The sequence below is a fragment of the Paenibacillus sp. FSL R5-0623 genome (genome assembly GCF_037974265.1).
Lineage (GTDB): Bacteria > Bacillota > Bacilli > Paenibacillales > Paenibacillaceae > Paenibacillus.
In genome coordinates this window covers 769,910-788,926 of the sequence record NZ_CP150233.1, presented here as the reverse complement: position 1 = coordinate 788,926, position 19,017 = coordinate 769,910, and the positions used below count along the sequence as shown (strand labels likewise).

At 48.7% G+C, this 19,017-nt stretch carries 9 protein-coding genes, 3 rRNA genes and 1 riboswitch; of the genes, 2 read left to right on the top strand and 10 right to left on the bottom strand.

The annotated features are described in order from the left end of the window. Positions 1–20 precede the first annotated feature (20 nt). Complete coding sequence (locus MKY92_RS03695) at positions 21–1,955, top strand: amidase family protein (protein WP_339299202.1); 1,935 nt, start codon at positions 21–23, stop codon at positions 1,953–1,955. 175 nt (positions 1,956–2,130) lie between these two features. Here the strand turns inward: MKY92_RS03695 and MKY92_RS03690 are convergent, their stop codons facing one another. Continuing rightward, positions 2,131–3,138: a ketoacyl-ACP synthase III gene (locus MKY92_RS03690; protein WP_339299201.1), complete on the bottom strand. Its 1,008-nt coding sequence runs from the start codon at positions 3,136–3,138 to the stop codon at positions 2,131–2,133. Between the two features lie 300 nt (positions 3,139–3,438). Here MKY92_RS03690 and MKY92_RS03685 point away from each other — a divergent pair, with 300 nt between their 5' ends. Continuing rightward, positions 3,439–3,993, top strand: coding sequence for an NADPH-dependent FMN reductase (locus tag MKY92_RS03685; protein WP_339299200.1), 555 nt, complete (start codon positions 3,439–3,441; stop codon positions 3,991–3,993). Positions 3,994–4,168: 175 nt separating this feature from the next. On the opposite strand, the gene rrf is transcribed toward MKY92_RS03685, so the two are convergent. The 9 genes from rrf to MKY92_RS03640 all read right to left on the bottom strand — a co-directional run bounded on the left by rrf (position 4,169) and on the right by MKY92_RS03640 (position 18,975). Next, positions 4,169–4,285, bottom strand: a 5S ribosomal RNA gene (gene rrf, locus MKY92_RS03680). 74 nt (positions 4,286–4,359) lie between these two features. Next, positions 4,360–7,287: ribosomal RNA gene (locus tag MKY92_RS03675) — 23S ribosomal RNA — on the bottom strand. A 367-nt stretch (positions 7,288–7,654) separates the two neighbouring features. Next, a 16S ribosomal RNA gene (locus tag MKY92_RS03670) occupies positions 7,655–9,207 on the bottom strand. Together the 16S, 23S and 5S rRNA genes form the textbook arrangement of a ribosomal RNA operon. A 777-nt stretch (positions 9,208–9,984) precedes the next feature. After that, positions 9,985–11,361, bottom strand: a complete 1,377-nt coding sequence (locus tag MKY92_RS03665; RefSeq protein WP_076320372.1) for an NCS2 family permease — start codon at positions 11,359–11,361, stop codon at positions 9,985–9,987. A 171-nt stretch (positions 11,362–11,532) separates the two neighbouring features. Further along, a riboswitch (purine riboswitch) is annotated at positions 11,533–11,632 on the bottom strand. 402 nt (positions 11,633–12,034) lie between these two features. Continuing rightward, a complete protein-coding gene (locus MKY92_RS03660) occupies positions 12,035–12,286 on the bottom strand; it encodes a hypothetical protein (protein ID WP_339299199.1) in 252 nt (83 codons plus the stop codon). 244 nt (positions 12,287–12,530) lie between these two features. Continuing rightward, positions 12,531–14,069, bottom strand: coding sequence for a glutamine-hydrolyzing GMP synthase (gene guaA / locus MKY92_RS03655; RefSeq protein WP_145326422.1), 1,539 nt, complete (start codon positions 14,067–14,069; stop codon positions 12,531–12,533). 379 nt (positions 14,070–14,448) lie between these two features. Continuing rightward, entirely contained in the window at positions 14,449–16,737 is a 2,289-nt protein-coding gene (locus MKY92_RS03650; protein ID WP_339299198.1) for a transglutaminase-like domain-containing protein, read from the bottom strand. Further along, on the bottom strand, positions 16,724–17,989 hold the full coding sequence (locus tag MKY92_RS03645; protein ID WP_339299196.1) for a DUF58 domain-containing protein: 1,266 nt from the start codon (positions 17,987–17,989) through the stop codon (positions 16,724–16,726). The genes MKY92_RS03650 and MKY92_RS03645 overlap by 14 nt, the downstream gene beginning before the upstream one ends. Continuing rightward, entirely contained in the window at positions 17,986–18,975 is a 990-nt protein-coding gene (locus tag MKY92_RS03640) for a MoxR family ATPase (protein WP_076217185.1), read from the bottom strand. The genes MKY92_RS03645 and MKY92_RS03640 overlap by 4 nt, the downstream gene beginning before the upstream one ends. Between the last annotated feature and the right edge of the window lie 42 nt (positions 18,976–19,017).

The window sequence follows — 19,017 nt, the reverse complement described above, 5'->3', positions numbered from 1 at the left end:
CAGGAAGGGAGCGTGGATGCATGACTTATCATGGATCTGTATTGAAAAAAAGTGGGGCTTTGTTACTGGCAGGTGCTGTTGTTGCCACAACTTGGGGAGGAACGTTGCCTTCGGCATCAGCCGCAACGGCAACGCCTACGAGTAAAACAACAGTAGCAGCTGTATCCAAAGGAAAAGCGCCAGCTACCCCGGCAGCATTTGTTCAGGCTATGGAAGATGCGGCTACACTTGCAGGTGTTCCTTTTACCATGGACAAGCTCTCCGGCACAACCGTACAACGTAAAGATGCTGCGGTTGCCTTGCAACAATGGCTCAAGCTGGATTCGACTACCGAATCATTCAAGGATGTCCCGGATGAAGCTATGTTCGCAGGTGCTGTCGGTGCATTGAACACTTCGGGATTGATGAAAGGTTATACTGAATCACTCTTCCTTCCAAACGCTGTACTTACGGAGAATGACCTCTCCATATTGAAAGACCGCATTTATAACTACATAAAACCATTTGTCCTGGAGGAAGCAACCATTATGGATCTCCAGGCCGCAATGACGCAAGGAAAACTGACATCAAAAGAACTGGTTCAGAAATATCTGGACCGTATTGAAAAATACGATGATCAAGGTGTAAGCATCAACGCGGTCTTAACACTGAACCCGGATGCGCTCCAAATTGCGGAGCAATTGGATGAAGAACGTGCAGCTCAAGGTGCCCGCGGACCTCTGCATGGCGTTCCGATTCTGGTGAAAGATAATTTCGATACCAATGACATGCCAACAACTGCTGGCTGTATCTGTCTGAAAGATTCCATTCCTGCTCACGATGCTGAACAAGTGAAGAAGCTCAAAGCTGCTGGCGCCATTATTTTGGGCAAAACAAACCTGCATGAATTCGCATTTGGTATCACGACATCCAGCTCATTGGGTGGACAAACACTGAACCCTTACGCCCTGGACCATTATCCAGGTGGCTCAAGCGGTGGAACAGGTGCAGCCATTGCATCTAACTTTGCAGCAGCCGGCATGGGTACAGACACTGGTGGTTCGATCCGTATCCCATCCAGCTTCAACAGCCTTGTGGGTATCCGCCCAACCATCGGACTGTCCAGTCGTGAAGGCATTATCCCATTGGCTTTGACACAGGATGTAGGTGGACCTATGGCTCGTACGGTTAGTGACGCTGCAATCATGTTGGATGCTACAGCCGGATATGACAAAAAAGATGTTGCTACAGCTTACGCGGTAGGAAAAATCCCTTCCAGCTATACAGACTTCTTGGATGTAAACGGACTGAAAGGTGCACGTATCGGTGTGGCCACAGAACTTATCCCAAGTACCAAAGCTGAAGAAAAAGCCGTTGCTGACGTGATCAACATGGCTGTGGAAGAATTGAAGTCACTGGGTGCTACCGCAGTTCCCATTTCCATCCCGAACTTGACTGAGATCAACAAATACCCAAGTCTCAGCGGATATGAATTCAAGTTCCAACTGAATGACTATCTGGACTCATTGGGCGCAGATGCTCCATATCACAGTCTGTCCGAGATCATCGCTTCCGGAGAGTTCGACAAGTCTCAGGAGCAATCCATGAAAACTCGGGATGCACGCCAAACATTGGAGACTACAGAGTACAAGGACATCGTCCTGAAACGTACCCAAGTGACACGTGAGTCCCTGCTGAAAGTTATGGCAGATAATAATCTGGATGCCATCATCTATCCTACGTCCACACAAGCCGCTGGTGTTATTGGCGAAGGACAAAACTCCGGTGGTAACAACCGATTGAGTCCTTTCTCCGGCTTCCCGGCGATTACTGTACCTGCTGGTTTCACAACAGAAGGTCTGCCAGTAGGCATGGAGTTCTTGGGTCGTGCCTTTGATGAAGGTACCTTGATCAAGCTTGCTTACAGCTACGAACAAGGGACTCATCACCGCCAAGCGCCTAAGCTTACGCCGTAAAATATTTATGGGATTAAGCAATTCCAGTTAACACAAAAAATAATTGCAATCCTATCACTTTTTTTGGAACGAGTTAACCCACTAAAGAGACCACCTTCTTCATGACTGCATGAAGTTTGGGTGGTCTCTTTTATGTTCTCTATTTATTTTTGTGTTGCATACCGTCGGATGTTACTCATTCCTGAACCCTGTCCGGCACGCCCCATTTCAGCACCAGACCTGCGTACGTCAGACCACCGCCAAAGCCAAATAGAGCTACACTCTGTCCTTCTTTCAATTTACCTTCATCCACTGCAAGCTGTAAAGCTAGCGGAATGGAAGCGGCAGATGTGTTCCCCCGATACTCGACACTGGTTAAAGTACGTTCCAAAGGAACCGGACCACGTTCACAAACAGCTTCAATCATTCTCATGTTGGCACTATGCGGGACAAACCAGTCAATCTGGTCAGGGTTTAATTCAGCTTTCGTTATAAGTTTACCCACTTGCTCTGGAATCGTCCGTACAGCCCACTTATAAATCTCTCGCCCATTCTGAACTAAACAACCTTCGCCCTGTAAAGGCACACCATTCATCTCCGAAGACAAGCCACTCTTATAGAGATGTACACCGCCTTCTCCATGAGTACCTGATATGGCTGCCATAAAGTCACCTTCAGCACCCGATGATCTCTCCACCAAGAAGGCCCCCGCTCCATCACCAAATAGTACACAAGTCGTGCGATCTGTGTAATCCGTAATTTTGGATAATGTCTCTGCTCCAATAACCAGTACTTTGCGGTACATTCCACTGGTCACCAGACTGTCGGCTAGCTGTAGTCCGTAGGTAAAACCTGCGCATGCAGCATTTAAATCCAGTACGCCCGTGTGTGGGATCTTAAGATTAGCCTGTACTCTGGATGCCGTACTTGGGAAGGCATATTCAGGTGTACTTGTAGCCACAAGGATCATATCCACATCTTCAACACTTACATCATAACGACGTATCATATCTTCTACAGCCTTCGTAGCCAGGTCAGATACAAATTGATCTTCAGCTGCAATTCGCCGTTCCCTCATGCCTGTACGTTGCACAATCCATTCGTCACTTGTCTCGACTAATTTCTCCAGATCAGCATTCGTTAATATTCGATCCGGTACATATGTCCCCATTGCCGTGATGGTTGCCTTTGATTGATGAATCATACCGGTAGTCACCTCACTTGTTTTTTATCATTATAGCACTAAGTCTTAGTACTTGGTACTAATTTTAAAAAATATTTATTACGTTTCTTTCGTCAGTTGTTTATTGTAAGTGATCGCTTCATCCTATTACCCAGAGTAATACAAACTATGGCATGCATTTTTGATGAAGAATTGTGGATATCCACTGACTAACATGAAGAATGCCTTAATTAAATGCGTTTTTTATAGACAGCTCATTCCAATAGGAGGAAAATAAACAGATTGCCCTACATTACTACAGAATAGAGATGATCTATACCCATGAAAAAAGAATTAACTATCCTTTCCATTTCCGGAAGCCTGCGCAATCAGTCCTCCAATACGTTACTAATGCACGCCATGATTAAGCTCGCTCACACTAACCTTAAGTTTGAAGTATACGATGGATTAAATGATCTACCGCATTTTAACCCTGACCTCGATATCGAGGAGGGCCCTGTATCCGTACAGAACTTGAGAGTCCAACTTAAGCATTCGGACGGTGTCCTTATCTGCACGCCAGAGTATGGAAATGGCGTTCCTGGGGTCTTAAAAAACGCACTAGATTGGGTTGTATCTTCTGGAGAATGGCTCAATAAACCCACCATTGCCATCGCTGCTTCCCCAAGTCCCATGGGAGGTGACAAAGCCCATGCTTCCTTGTTGCTTACACTAAACATGATCAATGCACAAGTTCTACAGGAAGGTTGCTTAATCATTCCTCATATTACATTGAAAATGAACAAACAAGGAGTCATCATTGATTCGGAAAGCCGGCGTGCATTGCAGAACTCCCTTACAATCCTTGAGGAAGCTTGCAACCAAATAAAAGGCTAGAGAGATGTTGTACTTAAATCGATGATAGAGAGACGAACAATTATTTAACATTCTCATAAATATTGAAATAAAAAAACAGCCTTGGTAAATAACCAAGGCTGTTAAGGTTTATATAAGTATTTAGGATTAAAATAAAAAAGACACACTCGAAATCATTCAAGTGTGTCTTTCTATTGCTTGGCGGCCTCCTACTCTCCCAGGACCCTGCGGTCCAAGTACCATCGGCGCTAGAGGGCTTAACGGTCGTGTTCGGGATGGGTACGTGTGGAACCCCTCCGCCATCGCCACCAAACGCGTAGCTTACATTTCAGAGTTGTTCTCTGAAAACTAGATTCGAAACGAAACATGCGAATTATCACTTGCTAATTGGATAAGCCCTCGACCGATTAGTACTGGTCAGCTCCATGCATTGCTGCACTTCCACCCCCAGCCTATCTACCTCGTCGTCTTCAAGGGGTCTTACATACTGGGAAATCTCATCTTGAGGGGGGCTTCACGCTTAGATGCTTTCAGCGTTTATCCCGTCCGTACATAGCTACCCAGCGGTGCTCCTGGCGGAACAACTGGTACACCAGCGGTACGTCCATCCCGGTCCTCTCGTACTAAGGACAGCTCCTCTCAAATTTCCTACGCCCACGACAGATAGGGACCGAACTGTCTCACGACGTTCTGAACCCAGCTCGCGTACCGCTTTAATGGGCGAACAGCCCAACCCTTGGGACCTACTTCAGCCCCAGGATGCGATGAGCCGACATCGAGGTGCCAAACCTCCCCGTCGATGTGGACTCTTGGGGGAGATAAGCCTGTTATCCCCAGGGTAGCTTTTATCCGTTGAGCGATGGCCCTTCCATGCGGTACCACCGGATCACTAAGCCCGACTTTCGTCCCTGCTCGACTTGTAGGTCTCGCAGTCAAGCTCCCTTATGCCTTTGCACTCTTCGAATGATTTCCAACCATTCTGAGGGAACCTTTGGGCGCCTCCGTTACTCTTTAGGAGGCGACCGCCCCAGTCAAACTGCCCACCTGACACTGTCCCCGCACCGGATTACGGTACCAGGTTAGAACCTAGATACGATCAGGGTGGTATCCCAACGTTGCCTCCACACAAGCTGGCGCTCATGCTTCAAAGGCTCCCACCTATCCTGTACAGATCGTACCCAAATTCAATATCAAGCTGCAGTAAAGCTCCATGGGGTCTTTCCGTCTTGTCGCGGGTAACCTGCATCTTCACAGGTATTAAAATTTCACCGGATCTCTCGTTGAGACAGCGCCCAAGTCGTTACGCCATTCGTGCGGGTCAGAATTTACCTGACAAGGAATTTCGCTACCTTAGGACCGTTATAGTTACGGCCGCCGTTTACTGGGGCTTCGGTTCACAGCTTCGGGATTACTCCCTAACCACTCCCCTTAACCTTCCAGCACCGGGCAGGCGTCAGCCCGTATACTTCGCCTTACGGCTTCGCACAGACCTGTGTTTTTGCTAAACAGTCGCTTGGGCCTTTTCACTGCGGCCCCCTCGTGCTATTCACACTACCGGGGCACCCCTTCTCCCGAAGTTACGGGGTCATTTTGCCGAGTTCCTTAACGAGAGTTCTTCCGCGCGCCTTAGAATACTCTTCTCGCCTACCTGTGTCGGTTTGCGGTACGGGCACCATCACCTGGCTAGAGGCTTTTCTTGGCAGTGTGAGATCATGACCTTCGCTACTATAATTTTCGCTCCCCATCACAGCTCAGCCTTACAATGTGCGGATTTGCCTACACATCAGCCTTACTGCTTAGACGGACATCCATCAGTCCGCGTCACTACCCTACTGCGTCCCCCCATTGCTCATAACGGCTTACGGTGGTACAGGAATTTCGACCTGTTGTCCTTCGACTACGCCTTTCGGCCTCGCCTTAGGTCCCGACTTACCCTGAGCGGACGAGCCTTCCTCAGGAACCCTTAGGCTTTCGGCGGATCAGATTCTCACTGATCTTTTCGTTACTCATACCGGCATTCTCACTTGTATAATGTCCAGCGCTCCTTACGGTACACCTTCAACCCTTATACAACGCTCCCCTACCCCTGATGCAAAGCATCAAGCCATAGCTTCGGTGGTGTGTTTAGCCCCGTTACATTTTCGGCGCAGAGTCACTCGACCAGTGAGCTATTACGCACTCTTTCAATGGTGGCTGCTTCTAAGCCAACATCCTGGTTGTCTGTGCAACTCCACATCCTTTCCCACTTAACACACACTTGGGGACCTTAGCTGATGGTCTGGGCTGTTTCCCTTTTGACAATGGATCTTAGCACTCACTGTCTGACTCCCGGAAGTAAGTCTATGGCATTCGGAGTTTGACTGAGCTTGGTAACCCTTGCGGGCCCCGCACCCAATCAGTGCTCTACCTCCACGACTCTGTTTTCCGAGGCTAGCCCTAAAGCTATTTCGGGGAGAACCAGCTATCTCCGAGTTCGATTGGAATTTCTCCGCTACCCCCACCTCATCCCCGCATTTTTCAACATGCGTGGGTTCGGGCCTCCAGTGCGTGTTACCGCACCTTCACCCTGGACAGGGGTAGATCACCCGGTTTCGGGTCTACGTCCACGTACTATGTCGCCCTATTCAGACTCGCTTTCGCTGCGGCTCCGGCTCTTCACCTTAACCTTGCACGGGAACGTAACTCGCCGGTTCATTCTACAAAAGGCACGCCATCACCCCTAAAACGGGCTCTGACTTTTTGTAAGCACACGGTTTCAGGTTCTATTTCACTCCCCTTCCGGGGTGCTTTTCACCTTTCCCTCACGGTACTGCTTCACTATCGGTCGCTAGGAAGTATTTAGCCTTGGCAGATGGTCCTGCCGGATTCATACGGGGTTTCACGTGCCCCGCACTACTCGGGATCCGTCTCGGAGGGAACAGACTTTCAACTACAGGGCTTTTACCTTCTTTGGCGGGCCTTTCCAGACCTCTTCGCTTAACCGGTTCCTTTGTAACTCCATGTGAGACGTCCCACAACCCCAAAGAGCAAGCTCTCTGGTTTGGGCTTCTCCGCGTTCGCTCGCCGCTACTGACGGAATCACTATTGTTTTCTCTTCCTCAGGGTACTTAGATGTTTCAGTTCCCCTGGTATGCCTCACACTAACCTATGTATTCAGTTAGGTGTAACTGGAAATTACCCCAGCTGGGTTTCCCCATTCGGACACCCCCGGATCAAAGCTTGCTTACAGCTCCCCGAGGCAGTTTCGTTGTTCGCCACGTCCTTCATCGGCTCCTAGCGCCTAGGCATCCTCCGTGTGCTCTTAGTAGCTTAACCATTGCGCTCGTGTTCGAGCTGTCGCTCCGCTTGGTTTGGACTACGTCCAAATCCAAAAGTCGCTCCATTTCGATCACTCGCTCCAGCAATCTACCGTTTTTATTGAAACTTGTTTAACACAAGTTCAGCTAAAAAGGAATGTTCTAATTCGCGTTTGTTTCGTTTCGATATCTAGTTTTCAAAGAACAAGCTCCATGCAAAAGCAAGCTGTTTTGAGAGTTTGAGCTCTCAAAACCGAACAACGAGTGAGTAGTTTGTGCTCTTCATTTCATCCACACCGAAGTGACGGACCGAAATGAATCGCTGTTGCAGGTTCTAAGAACCTGCGTATTTGAATGTTTCCGTTGCAGGAAACGATTCTCCATAGAAAGGAGGTGATCCAGCCGCACCTTCCGATACGGCTACCTTGTTACGACTTCACCCCAATCATCTATCCCACCTTCGGCGGCTGGCTCCTTGCGGTTACCCCACCGACTTCGGGTGTTATAAACTCTCGTGGTGTGACGGGCGGTGTGTACAAGACCCGGGAACGTATTCACCGCGGCATGCTGATCCGCGATTACTAGCAATTCCGACTTCATGCAGGCGAGTTGCAGCCTGCAATCCGAACTGAGACCGGCTTTGTTGGGATTGGCTCCATCTCGCGATTTCGCAGCCCGTTGTACCGGCCATTGTAGTACGTGTGTAGCCCAGGTCATAAGGGGCATGATGATTTGACGTCATCCCCACCTTCCTCCGGTTTGTCACCGGCAGTCTATCTAGAGTGCCCACCCGAAGTGCTGGCAACTAAATATAAGGGTTGCGCTCGTTGCGGGACTTAACCCAACATCTCACGACACGAGCTGACGACAACCATGCACCACCTGTCTCCTCTGTCCCGAAGGAAAGGTACATCTCTGTACCGGTCAGAGGGATGTCAAGACCTGGTAAGGTTCTTCGCGTTGCTTCGAATTAAACCACATACTCCACTGCTTGTGCGGGTCCCCGTCAATTCCTTTGAGTTTCAGTCTTGCGACCGTACTCCCCAGGCGGAGTGCTTAATGTGTTAACTTCGGCACCAAGGGTATCGAAACCCCTAACACCTAGCACTCATCGTTTACGGCGTGGACTACCAGGGTATCTAATCCTGTTTGCTCCCCACGCTTTCGCGCCTCAGCGTCAGTTACAGCCCAGAGAGTCGCCTTCGCCACTGGTGTTCCTCCACATATCTACGCATTTCACCGCTACACGTGGAATTCCACTCTCCTCTTCTGCACTCAAGTCACCCAGTTTCCAGTGCGATCCGGGGTTGAGCCCCGGGATTAAACACCAGACTTAAATGACCGCCTGCGCGCGCTTTACGCCCAATAATTCCGGACAACGCTTGCCCCCTACGTATTACCGCGGCTGCTGGCACGTAGTTAGCCGGGGCTTTCTTCTCAGGTACCGTCACCTTGAGAGCAGTTACTCTCCCAAGCGTTCTTCCCTGGCAACAGAGCTTTACGATCCGAAAACCTTCATCACTCACGCGGCATTGCTCCGTCAGGCTTTCGCCCATTGCGGAAGATTCCCTACTGCTGCCTCCCGTAGGAGTCTGGGCCGTGTCTCAGTCCCAGTGTGGCCGATCACCCTCTCAGGTCGGCTACGCATCGTCGCCTTGGTGAGCCGTTACCCCACCAACTAGCTAATGCGCCGCAGGCCCATCCCCAAGTGACAGATTGCTCCGTCTTTCCAGTTTCCTTCAGGCGAAGAAAACAACTATTCGGTATTAGCTACCGTTTCCGGTAGTTGTCCCAAACTTGAGGGCAGGTTGCCTACGTGTTACTCACCCGTCCGCCGCTAAGTATCAAGGAAGCAAGCTTCCTATCAACTCCGCTCGACTTGCATGTATTAGGCATGCCGCCAGCGTTCGTCCTGAGCCAGGATCAAACTCTCCAATAAAGTATTGAAAAGAGCGATAAGCTCATTTTGAATCTGACGAGATTAAAAATCTCATTTGTGCTCCAGTCGATCCAAGCCAAGGCTTGTCTCAAACTTTCGCGTTCATTCTGCAAGCAGAATGTTTACTCACTCGTTGTTCAGTTTTCAAAGATCAAACTTGTTTCGTTACCGAATGTCGTTCTCTTCAGCAACTCTTATATAATATCATGTCCGAACCAACTTTGCAAGCTCTTTTTTTAAGTTTCTTTCGAAGCTTATTTCATTCGCTTGCCGCACCGTGTATCTTGTGTTTTCTTGGCCGGAATTAGAATATACCATGTACAGTTATGGAACGCAAGTCTTTTTTTGATAAACATTAAATTCTAATAAAATGAGTACCCTGTAGACCTTTTAACAAGTATCGCCTTATAGTCTGCTGAATGATACATCTGCGCACTACCTTTAATGAACCCGAGTAATTAACTTACATAAGCAAAAGGTTTCCCGCATGAACCCTAATCCAAGTATAGAGATACTCATGTTGTATACAGTACAGACTCAACACGTTATAGAACTTATAAACCGAGATTTCTTCGGATAAACAACCAGCAGAGCATAGAGCATTATATCGTTCCTTCTATATAGAAGGAAAACATTTTTGAAATTCATTTTGCTCAAGAAAGGAAAACAAAAAAAAGCGAAAGCTCCGGGTTTAGATCCCGTGGCTTCCGCTTCTTTCATATATAAGATAACCAACCTATCTCGGTACGGTATTCTTCATTAAAACTAATGTAAAGCTTACTCCCCGCCAATAAATACGTATCGGCAGACTACGATGAGCGCCAAGATCCACATAAGCCAGTGAATTTTCACTTTACGCTCTGTAACCAAGTTACTGAACACCGCCAGAATCACATAAGATACGATACCTGCGGAGATCCCGTTTGCGATTCCACCTGTGAAAGGCATCAATACAATGGTAAGGAACGCAGGGAAAGCTTGCAGGAAATCATCCCACTCAATGCTGCGCACTTGACTCATCATAAGCACACCCACGATGATCAATGCCGGAGCCGTCGCTGCGGATGGAACAACAAGCGCAAGCGGTGCGATAAACAGGGCCAAAATGAACAACAAACCTGTCGTTACCGAAGTCAGTCCTGTACGCCCACCCGCCTCAACACCTGAAGCACTTTCAACGTATGCTGTAATGGTACTTGTACCCAGTGCAGCACCTGCGCTGACACCAACTGCATCGACGAGCATCGCTTTACCGATTGTTTTCTCGCCTTTTTTCTTATCCTTCATAATCCCCATCCGTGTTGCAGTACCTACCATCGTACCAAACGTGTCGAATAGTTCAACGAAGGTAAAGATGAAGATGATCTCAAACAATCCGAGACTAATGGCACCTTTCAAATCCAGCTGTCCAACCGCCAAATCACTGAAGTTAGGTAACCAGCTTGCGCCCGAAAGACCGCTCAGATTCGTAACTCCCATCGGAATACCAATCAGCGTTGTTGCTACGATCCCGATCAGCAGAGCGCCTTTGACACGCATAACCATCAGTATAGCAATAAGGAGCAAACCAATCAGAGCCAGCAATGCATCGTGATGTGTTATAAAGTTACCCAATGACAGGTTAAAACTGCTACCTGGAATCGGCTGACTCAGATCTGCGTCTGGTGCAACATTAACTGTTACAGCCACGAGATTAGCAAGTTTGAAACCAATAATGGTAATAAAGAGACCGATACCAACCGTAATGGCCATTTTGATCGACTGCGGAACTGCTACAAGCAGCATTTGCCGAATCTTTGTCACGGTCAAAATAATGAACACGATACCGGAAAGGAATACCGCTCCGAGAGCAGCCTGCCAAGTAATCGCTCCATTCGAGCTTAGAACGACAGTCATGAAGTACGCATTCAATCCCATACCTGGTGCAAGTGCGATCGGAATATTCACGAACAATCCCATAATAATAGTCATTAATCCGGCGCCGACGGCTGTTGCAAAGAATACTGCATTATCCGACATACCCGCTCCGGCTTGTCCCAAGAACAACGTATTTACAAAAAGAATGTAAGCCATTGTCATAAACGTAGTGAGACCCGCAACAATCTCCGTTCTAACGTTTGTTCCGTTTTCTTTTAATTTAAAGAAACGATCCATAATTACTAACTCCCCCTTAGAGATGTTGAAGCCATATTGAAAAACGACAAATGACCCTGATGAAGATTCTTCACCCAGGGTTCAGCTGACAAGGAGTGGCACGATGCCTTTACTAAGAACAAAAAAAATTCTAATGTGCGTGATGTCCCCGCAATCATGTAGAATTCATGTGCTTAGCCTTCTCCTCTTCGTAGCCAGATCATTAGGGTGATCTCGTAGAGACTCCCGGGCCAATCCCCAGGATTATACGAATAAGTATGCGCTATTTGTTTGTTTCCCATCACTATTTTAGGAGGGCAGTATGTTTTTGTCAATGAGAAAAACGAATATTAATATCACCCTTGTATAATATCGTTCGTATTATTTAACAGATTGAACCAGTTCAGCGGTTTACAACCCAATTGAATACGCTTTTTTCGGTGTAATCTCAATGGGATATGTCCATTCTTTCAGACTAAAAGTTCCGCAGGATAACATAATAAGCTAGCCTGATCAAAGGGCGAGAAGCGCTCTAATCAGGCTAGCTTATGTTTCTGATGCGTATTAGCAATTAGGTGAATAATGATATAGGAGTAACGATATCTCGTATTCCGAAGGCATATACTCATTAGGTATATGGAGCAATTTGCGACATGTTCCGGAGCATTTTTTTACCGGATCAGTCCTATGTTAATTATATCTCTGTCTGCGGAGTATCCTGTATATCTTGTTGTTCCTGATTTGTGTTCGTTGTTGTGTCAGAGGATAACTCCTGGTTGCTGGTCTGATCGGAAGAAGCATCCGCTGCCTCTAAGTTCACAAATGGTAATTCTCCCGAACCGGAGGCAAGGTCTTGCATTTCTGAACCGTATCCTGCCAGCATCACCATCAGAAACGCACTTCCAATGCCCATCTTCCATTTGCTCATATAGTCGGTTTTACGCATACATTCAATCTCCTTTCAGTAGCCATATAGCTCTTAGTATATACCTATTGTACAGGCCCGACCTGAAAGGATCATGAAGTGAACTTTAAAATGGGATGAATTTTGAGAGTTTATTATTTGTAAAAAAGTATCCAAACAAAAATTTGATCAAAATATTCTTTATATAAAAAAAACGCCCTTTTATTTGCGAAATACCGCAGATAAAAGAGCGATTTTTTATAATCTATCATTAAGAGTCTATACCCTATTCCCACTCGATCGTTGCAGGTGGTTTGGATGTTACGTCATACACGATACGGTTAACGTTATCGACTTCGTTAACGATCCGTACGGAGATTTTCTCCAGCACATCCCAAGGGATACGTGCCCAGTCAGCTGTCATACCGTCGATGGATGTTACAGCACGAATACCTACGGTGTAGGAATACGTACGCGCATCACCCATAACACCAACACTCTTCATGTTCGGCAGGGCTGTGAAGTATTGCCAGATCTCACGATCAAGGCCGGCTTTGATAATTTCTTCACGCAGAATGTAATCCGAATCACGAACAATTTTGAGCTTGTCCTCTGTTACTTCGCCAAGCACACGAATCGCGAGACCCGGACCTGGGAAAGGCTGACGCCATACGATAGCTTCAGGCAGACCGCACTCTTCGCCGACTTTACGCACTTCGTCTTTGAACAGGGCACTCAGTGGCTCAATCAGTTTAAAGTTCATGTCTTCAGGCAAGCCACCCACGTTGTGGTGGGATTTGATGGTCTGTGCAGTTGCTGTACCACTTTCCACGATATCTGTGTACAGTGTACCTTGCGCCAGGAATTCAAAATCATCAAATTGCTTGGATTCTTCATCAAATACGTAAATAAACTCGTTACCGATGATTTTACGTTTTTGTTCCGGATCATCCACGCCTGCCAGTTTGGATAGGAAGCGCTCCTGTGCATCAATTTTGACAACCTTCATGTCAAATTTGCCGACAAACGTCTCCATTACGCTTTCTGCTTCGCCTTTGCGCAGCAGACCATGGTCGATAAACATACATGTCAGTTGGTCGCCAATGGCTTTGTGTAGCAGTGCAGCAACAACAGAAGAATCCACGCCACCGCTCAGTGCACACAGGACTTTACCATCGCCCACTTTTTCACGAATATCTTTGATCGTATCTTCAATGAAAGTCTCCATGCTCCAGTTGCCTTCGCAACCACAGATTTCGAACAGGAAGTTACGAATCATATCGTTACCACGAACAGAGTGACGTACTTCCGGGTGGAACTGAACAGCATACAATTTGCGCTCGTCGTTACTCATTGCAGCGATTGGTGCACTTTCCGTGCCTGCATCCAGTTTGAAACCCGGAGGAAGTGTAACCACGTGGTCACCGTGACTCATCCATACTGTGTGCTCACCGTCGATACCTTGTGCAAGAGCAGCACCTGCTGCGAACTCGATGTCGGCTTTACCGTACTCACGCTTCTCGGAACGTTCTACTTTACCTTCGAGCTGTTGGGCCATAAGCTGCATCCCGTAACAGATTCCGAAGATGGGAAGTCCAAGATCATAGATAGCCGGGTCCACATGTGGTGCATTTTCTGCGTACACACTGGATGGTCCGCCAGAGAAGATGATTCCTCGTGGTGACATTTCTGCGATCTTCTCTGCCGGTGTGTTATACGGCAAAAGCTCGCTGTATACGCCGAGATCCCGAATTCTTCTGGCGATTAACTGGTTGTATTGGCCCCCAAAGTCAAGGACAACCACAATTTCATTTGGTTTATTCATTACCGTGCCTCCCTCAATTCAATGAAACTAATTATACGCAACGACAAAACATACCGTCAAGGAAAGGCGAAACTCCTTTTTTCGACATCTCAAAATAGGGTTACCAATTGCCTCTAAATCTGAAATTTCGAATAGAAAGCTTGGCAGCAAGATGATGGGTCAAGTGTATGATCGTGGAAAGACGCCTCGTTCTCAGCATAGCGAGAAAGGCGTCTTTTGTATGGCTTGCAACGATAAATCAAACGTTGCATTTACAAACAGTGCGTCAGCCAATGGTGATCTTCATCTGCCCACAAATCGCCAAGCTCTATTGGAAAGCGATAGCGTTTGTTACCGCAGGTGCTTGGCATCTTTGGTGTAACGTTGTAACATCCTTGTGTTACAACGCCTGCAACCGCCGGGCCAGACGAAGTGCCCGGCGCAGGAAGTCCAGACTGTCCGCGCGCAGCGGACGGTCTGGCCCGTACAGCAGCCGTTCCCAGTCGGCTGCAAACCGCGCGATGTCCGCGCCGTCCGCGCCTGCGGCCAAAGCCGGTGACGCTGCATATTCACGCAGCGTCATACCCGGCGGCCGCGGGCCGTACTGGCGCGCGAGCGCGGCCCAGACCGGAGCGGCGGCACGCAGCAGCCGCTCACGGTCCGGAAAGCTGCTGCGCGGCCACGCCAGCAGCAGCCCTATCCGCAGCGCGGGGCGTAGCCGCCGCATGCAGACCAGAGCAGCGGCGCCCAGCAGGGCCGTTGCCACAAGGGCTGCCGCGAGCCATGGCTCCGCGGCAATGGCCCGTGCGCGGGCGAGCAGCCATGCGCCCGCGTTAGCCAATCCGCCGCTCATATACGGCGGATTCTCCGCAACAGGCTGCGGCCCGGCGAGTGCTGCGACACCTTCGCCCACGCCTTGCGCCATGGTGAAGCCCGGCGTGGCCTCAAACGGCATCCAACCTGCACCTGGGAAATATACCTCTACCCAGGAATGTGCATCTCCCTGTGAAATCACATACTGACTTGGCTCATCCGGGTCAGCAACTCCGGGGCCAAAACCTTTAACCCAGCGTGCGGGGATGCCCTCTGCACGCAACAACACAATCATAGCTGTAGAGAAATGATTGCAATACCCCTGCCGGGTGACGAATAGAAAATCATCCACAAAATCGGTTCCTCGCGGTGGCATACGGGTATCCAACGTATACTCGGCATGAGCAGCCAGATAAGTCTTTACAGCTTGCACAGCGTCATACCGGGTCTCACTGCCATGAATGATTTCCTTGGCGAGCGTCTGCACTCGACCAGGGAGTGATGTAGGCAATTGCAGATAGTCCCTCCGAATGGCTGCCGGATCTTTCCCTTTATTTGTGTCCTCAAGAAGACGTAACTGTTCAGGTGTTGCGACAGGAACCATGACGTCTGCCGAATAATGTTTAACCATCTTATCGTTTCCGGAGCCTGCGAGCCACAATGTTGCCGAATCGCGATTAGACAGCAAAGAAAACATATTTTCCTGATTATCCTTGTTCTTATCCTGGAACGATACGTTGACCGGTATGCCCCCGGTAAAGAGTGGATTTGGTCCTTTCCACTCTCTCTGCATCGTAACGGTTTGGCGAATGCGACTCCAATAGGTTGGATTCTCCCAACCATCAGCACGCAGCATTCCGGATGGACTTGCCGTTTCGAAGCTTTGACCCGGGTCACTCCAAGTACTACCGTTATAATATGAACGGGTCTCCCCTCGCCAATACGTCACTTTCGGACTCTTCGCTACAAAAAAGATGGAATTCCCCTGCACCAACGGTGCTCCCATAGGCGCGTCCGCTGTGCTATATCCCGTGACTGCCGTTGCAGCAGGGATACTACTGTGCTGTGTATAACCTGCCCAGCGAGCTAGGCGTTCACCCATCTGCTCCAAAGATATGCGTTCCGGTTGAGGAATGGAAGCAAACTGGCCAGGTAACGCAGAGAGAAGCACCATACCTGCGGAAGCAACGATAGTTACTGCACTCCAACGACCATAGGGGCTGCCTCGATAACTTGGAGTCGTGACTCCTCCATTGAGACGTAATAGCTGGAGCAGAGCCTGAATAAGAAAAGTCCATAGGACAGACCGTATTACAGAAGCATACACATCCAGCCCCGCAAAGGATTCAAGCAAAAGCAAATAGAGCAGCGTTGCACTGCCAAACAGCATAACGCTTCGACGTAACAATACGAGGGATTGCACAGAAGCCATGAGCATACTCCAGCCGCACATCATGAACAAACCTCTCGTTTCTGTACTAATCGAGTGAAATCGCCAGTTATTTATAAAAGTGTCCATATCCGCTGAAAATATCCCCGGATAAGCGACCGCCCAACGGACAGGATCACTTCCTCCGTACATCAGACATAAAGCAACGAGTGCAATGAATAATCGGATCAGCACTCCGGTGATCCATCCTGTACGAATTAACCCCGCGAGCAACAACGCTCCCGTTAATCCCGCCATTACGGACAAGAACCGTTCACTGCCCTGCTGACCTGATGATGTAACCGGATATATCCACTCCAGAGACAGTATAAGTAAAATGGCCGAAATAAAAATTTTGTACAGGACAGGTACGCTAACATATCCCTCATCCTTTATGTCCGTCACAGAATTCTGGTTCACAGCTTTATTACCATTACGCTCCCACATCCGTTACCTCCACCTTTCCCAATGAAGATAACGCAACGTCTGTAACCGCATGGATCGGCACCCCGCTGTGACGAAGCTGCTCCATACTTAAGCTGTCATATCCCACTCCATTCATCCATCTATCCGTTGATTCCAAATGGTTCTGGTTCGCTTCAGTTAATTGCACCTCTACACGATAACCCGACCCGATTGCGGTTATAATCCATTCGGCCAGAACCTGATCCATCTTACCTGTGAGAACCACAATTCGCGACCCATTCGTCAGTCCATCCAGCATCTCCGTTCGAAGCGAAACAGAGCCTGATTGTGCTTTGGATATTTGCGCCCCCGCTAACTTGTCTAGTCCATGATTCTCATCATCTGCATGGATCGGCCCATGTTGCCAATGATCTTGTGCTTCATAGCTCTTATCACCGCCTTCCATCCACAGATGATAAGGAATGTCATCCTGCTCAGCGGTATGAATCCAGCGGGCAGCTGCACAAACCACTCGTTCAAAAGCAGGTGTATCCATGTTCTCCCGTTGTTTTACGTCATAACCCGACGCGCCTTCATACACAAGGATGCCAAGCGAAGCTAGATCCGTGGTATCAGGCAGAAAGGTCTGAAGTTTTCCCGTTTTGGCTGTACTTTTCCAATGGACACGTCCCAGTGGGTCACCCTGCTGATATTCACGGAACTCAGGGCTACGGTTTCCCTGGCTATTTCTTCGCTCAGACAGAGTCCCTTCGATCATCGCTGCGAATTCTATCGAATCACCCTTCCCCCAAGCCGTTGCTTGAGGAACAACAATCAGGGGTGTACCTCCTTCGGTCTCTGCGGAGAGGGTATTCCAGCCAAACATATCACCCCAGTACAATCTGCCCGTATCCCATCTGTAGACTCCTCTGCGTATCCCGGAACATTCATATTGATAGGAAAATTGTCGCCGTGTTCCCGGGAAAATCAATTTGTGATGAACACCTGCAGGTGTGTTCTCACACAGAACGATCCATAACAATGGAATACGGCAATTGAATTCCAGTTCGACCAGAACCCGTACCTGCTCGCCTGCCTCAATCCGGTTCGTGTGTATTTTCCGACGGATGTGAATACGCCGTGGTCTGAACCAATGGAGAAGCAGACCTCCTGTGAACATCAAGAAAGTTATAACGGATAGAAACAACGCCGCTTTGCCCCCATGCCACTGATACAAGGAAGCAAAAGCCACCACCAAGACAGCACTCACAATCCGTTGTCCGAGCGCAGTCATTGCCTCCGTCCCCTTCCCTGTGATGCCATTTGTACTGGAACCGGGACCGATGACAATGCTTCCTCAATGACTTGTACTTGTCCCCAAACCTCCGCTCTGTTCTGGGCCTTCAATTGAATACGGTGGGAAAGGACAGGCACAGCTACCTCTTTCACATCATCCGGAATGACATAACTGCGTCCTTGAAGATAGGCGAATGACTGCGCCGCAGCCATCCAGGCCAGTGTTCCACGCGGGCTGATGCCCAGTCTGACCGCCGGAAGGCTGCGAGAGGCTACAGCAACGGCCACCAGATACTGTTTGACGACCGGATCAACATGTACCTGTTTGACTTCACGCTGCATTGCTACGACCTCTTCAGCAAGCAGGACAGGGCGAAGTTCATCAAGCGCTTCTCTACCTTGCATGCGGGTTAACAATTCCAATTCCTGTTCCGGATCGGGATAACCCAGTCCAATTCTCATGATAAATCGATCCAGCTGCGCTTCAGGCAGTCGGTACGTACCCTCAAACTGTAACGGATTCTGTGTCGCCAGCAGAAAAAACGGGCGTGGCAAGGCATAGGTTGTGCCATCAACCGTAATACGTCGTTCCTCCATTGCCTCCAGCAGGGCAGACTGAGTGCGTGGTGAAGCGCGATTTATTTCATCAGCCAGGACAACGTTGGACATGACAGGTCCGGGCCGAAACTTGAATTCAGCTGTATGTGGATGATAGATTGACGTGCCCGTAACATCTGCCGGCATGACATCGGACGTGAATTGAATCCGGCCCATCGAGCAGTCCAGTGCAGAAGCAACGGCACGAACCAGCATCGTTTTCCCGGTACCCGGCACATCTTCCAGAAGTACATGCCCCCCACTGAGCATTGCAGTGAGGACATAACGAATCTCTGTTTTTTTGCCAATAATCACACTCTCAACACGCTTCATGACCCTGTTTAACAATTCAACAGCATGTTCATGTTCCATTCTTATATAAGACATTTCTCCTGATCTCCTTCCGTTCATAAGCATTCCTGAACCATA

What these genes read in the sequence shown, in the direction of transcription:
- MKY92_RS03695 (WP_339299202.1), top strand. Translation starts at nt 21, where the DNA reads ATGACTTATCATGGATCTGTATTGAAAAAAAGTGGGGCTTTGTTACTG.
- MKY92_RS03690 (WP_339299201.1), bottom strand. Translation starts at nt 3,138, where the DNA reads ATGATTCATCAATCAAAGGCAACCATCACGGCAATGGGGACATATGTA.
- MKY92_RS03685 (WP_339299200.1), top strand. Translation starts at nt 3,439, where the DNA reads ATGAAAAAAGAATTAACTATCCTTTCCATTTCCGGAAGCCTGCGCAAT.
- MKY92_RS03665 (WP_076320372.1), bottom strand. Translation starts at nt 11,361, where the DNA reads ATGGATCGTTTCTTTAAATTAAAAGAAAACGGAACAAACGTTAGAACG.
- MKY92_RS03660 (WP_339299199.1), bottom strand. Translation starts at nt 12,286, where the DNA reads ATGCGTAAAACCGACTATATGAGCAAATGGAAGATGGGCATTGGAAGT.
- guaA (WP_145326422.1), bottom strand. Translation starts at nt 14,069, where the DNA reads ATGAATAAACCAAATGAAATTGTGGTTGTCCTTGACTTTGGGGGCCAA.
- MKY92_RS03650 (WP_339299198.1), bottom strand. Translation starts at nt 16,737, where the DNA reads ATGTGGGAGCGTAATGGTAATAAAGCTGTGAACCAGAATTCTGTGACG.
- MKY92_RS03645 (WP_339299196.1), bottom strand. Translation starts at nt 17,989, where the DNA reads ATGACTGCGCTCGGACAACGGATTGTGAGTGCTGTCTTGGTGGTGGCT.
- MKY92_RS03640 (WP_076217185.1), bottom strand. Translation starts at nt 18,975, where the DNA reads ATGTCTTATATAAGAATGGAACATGAACATGCTGTTGAATTGTTAAAC.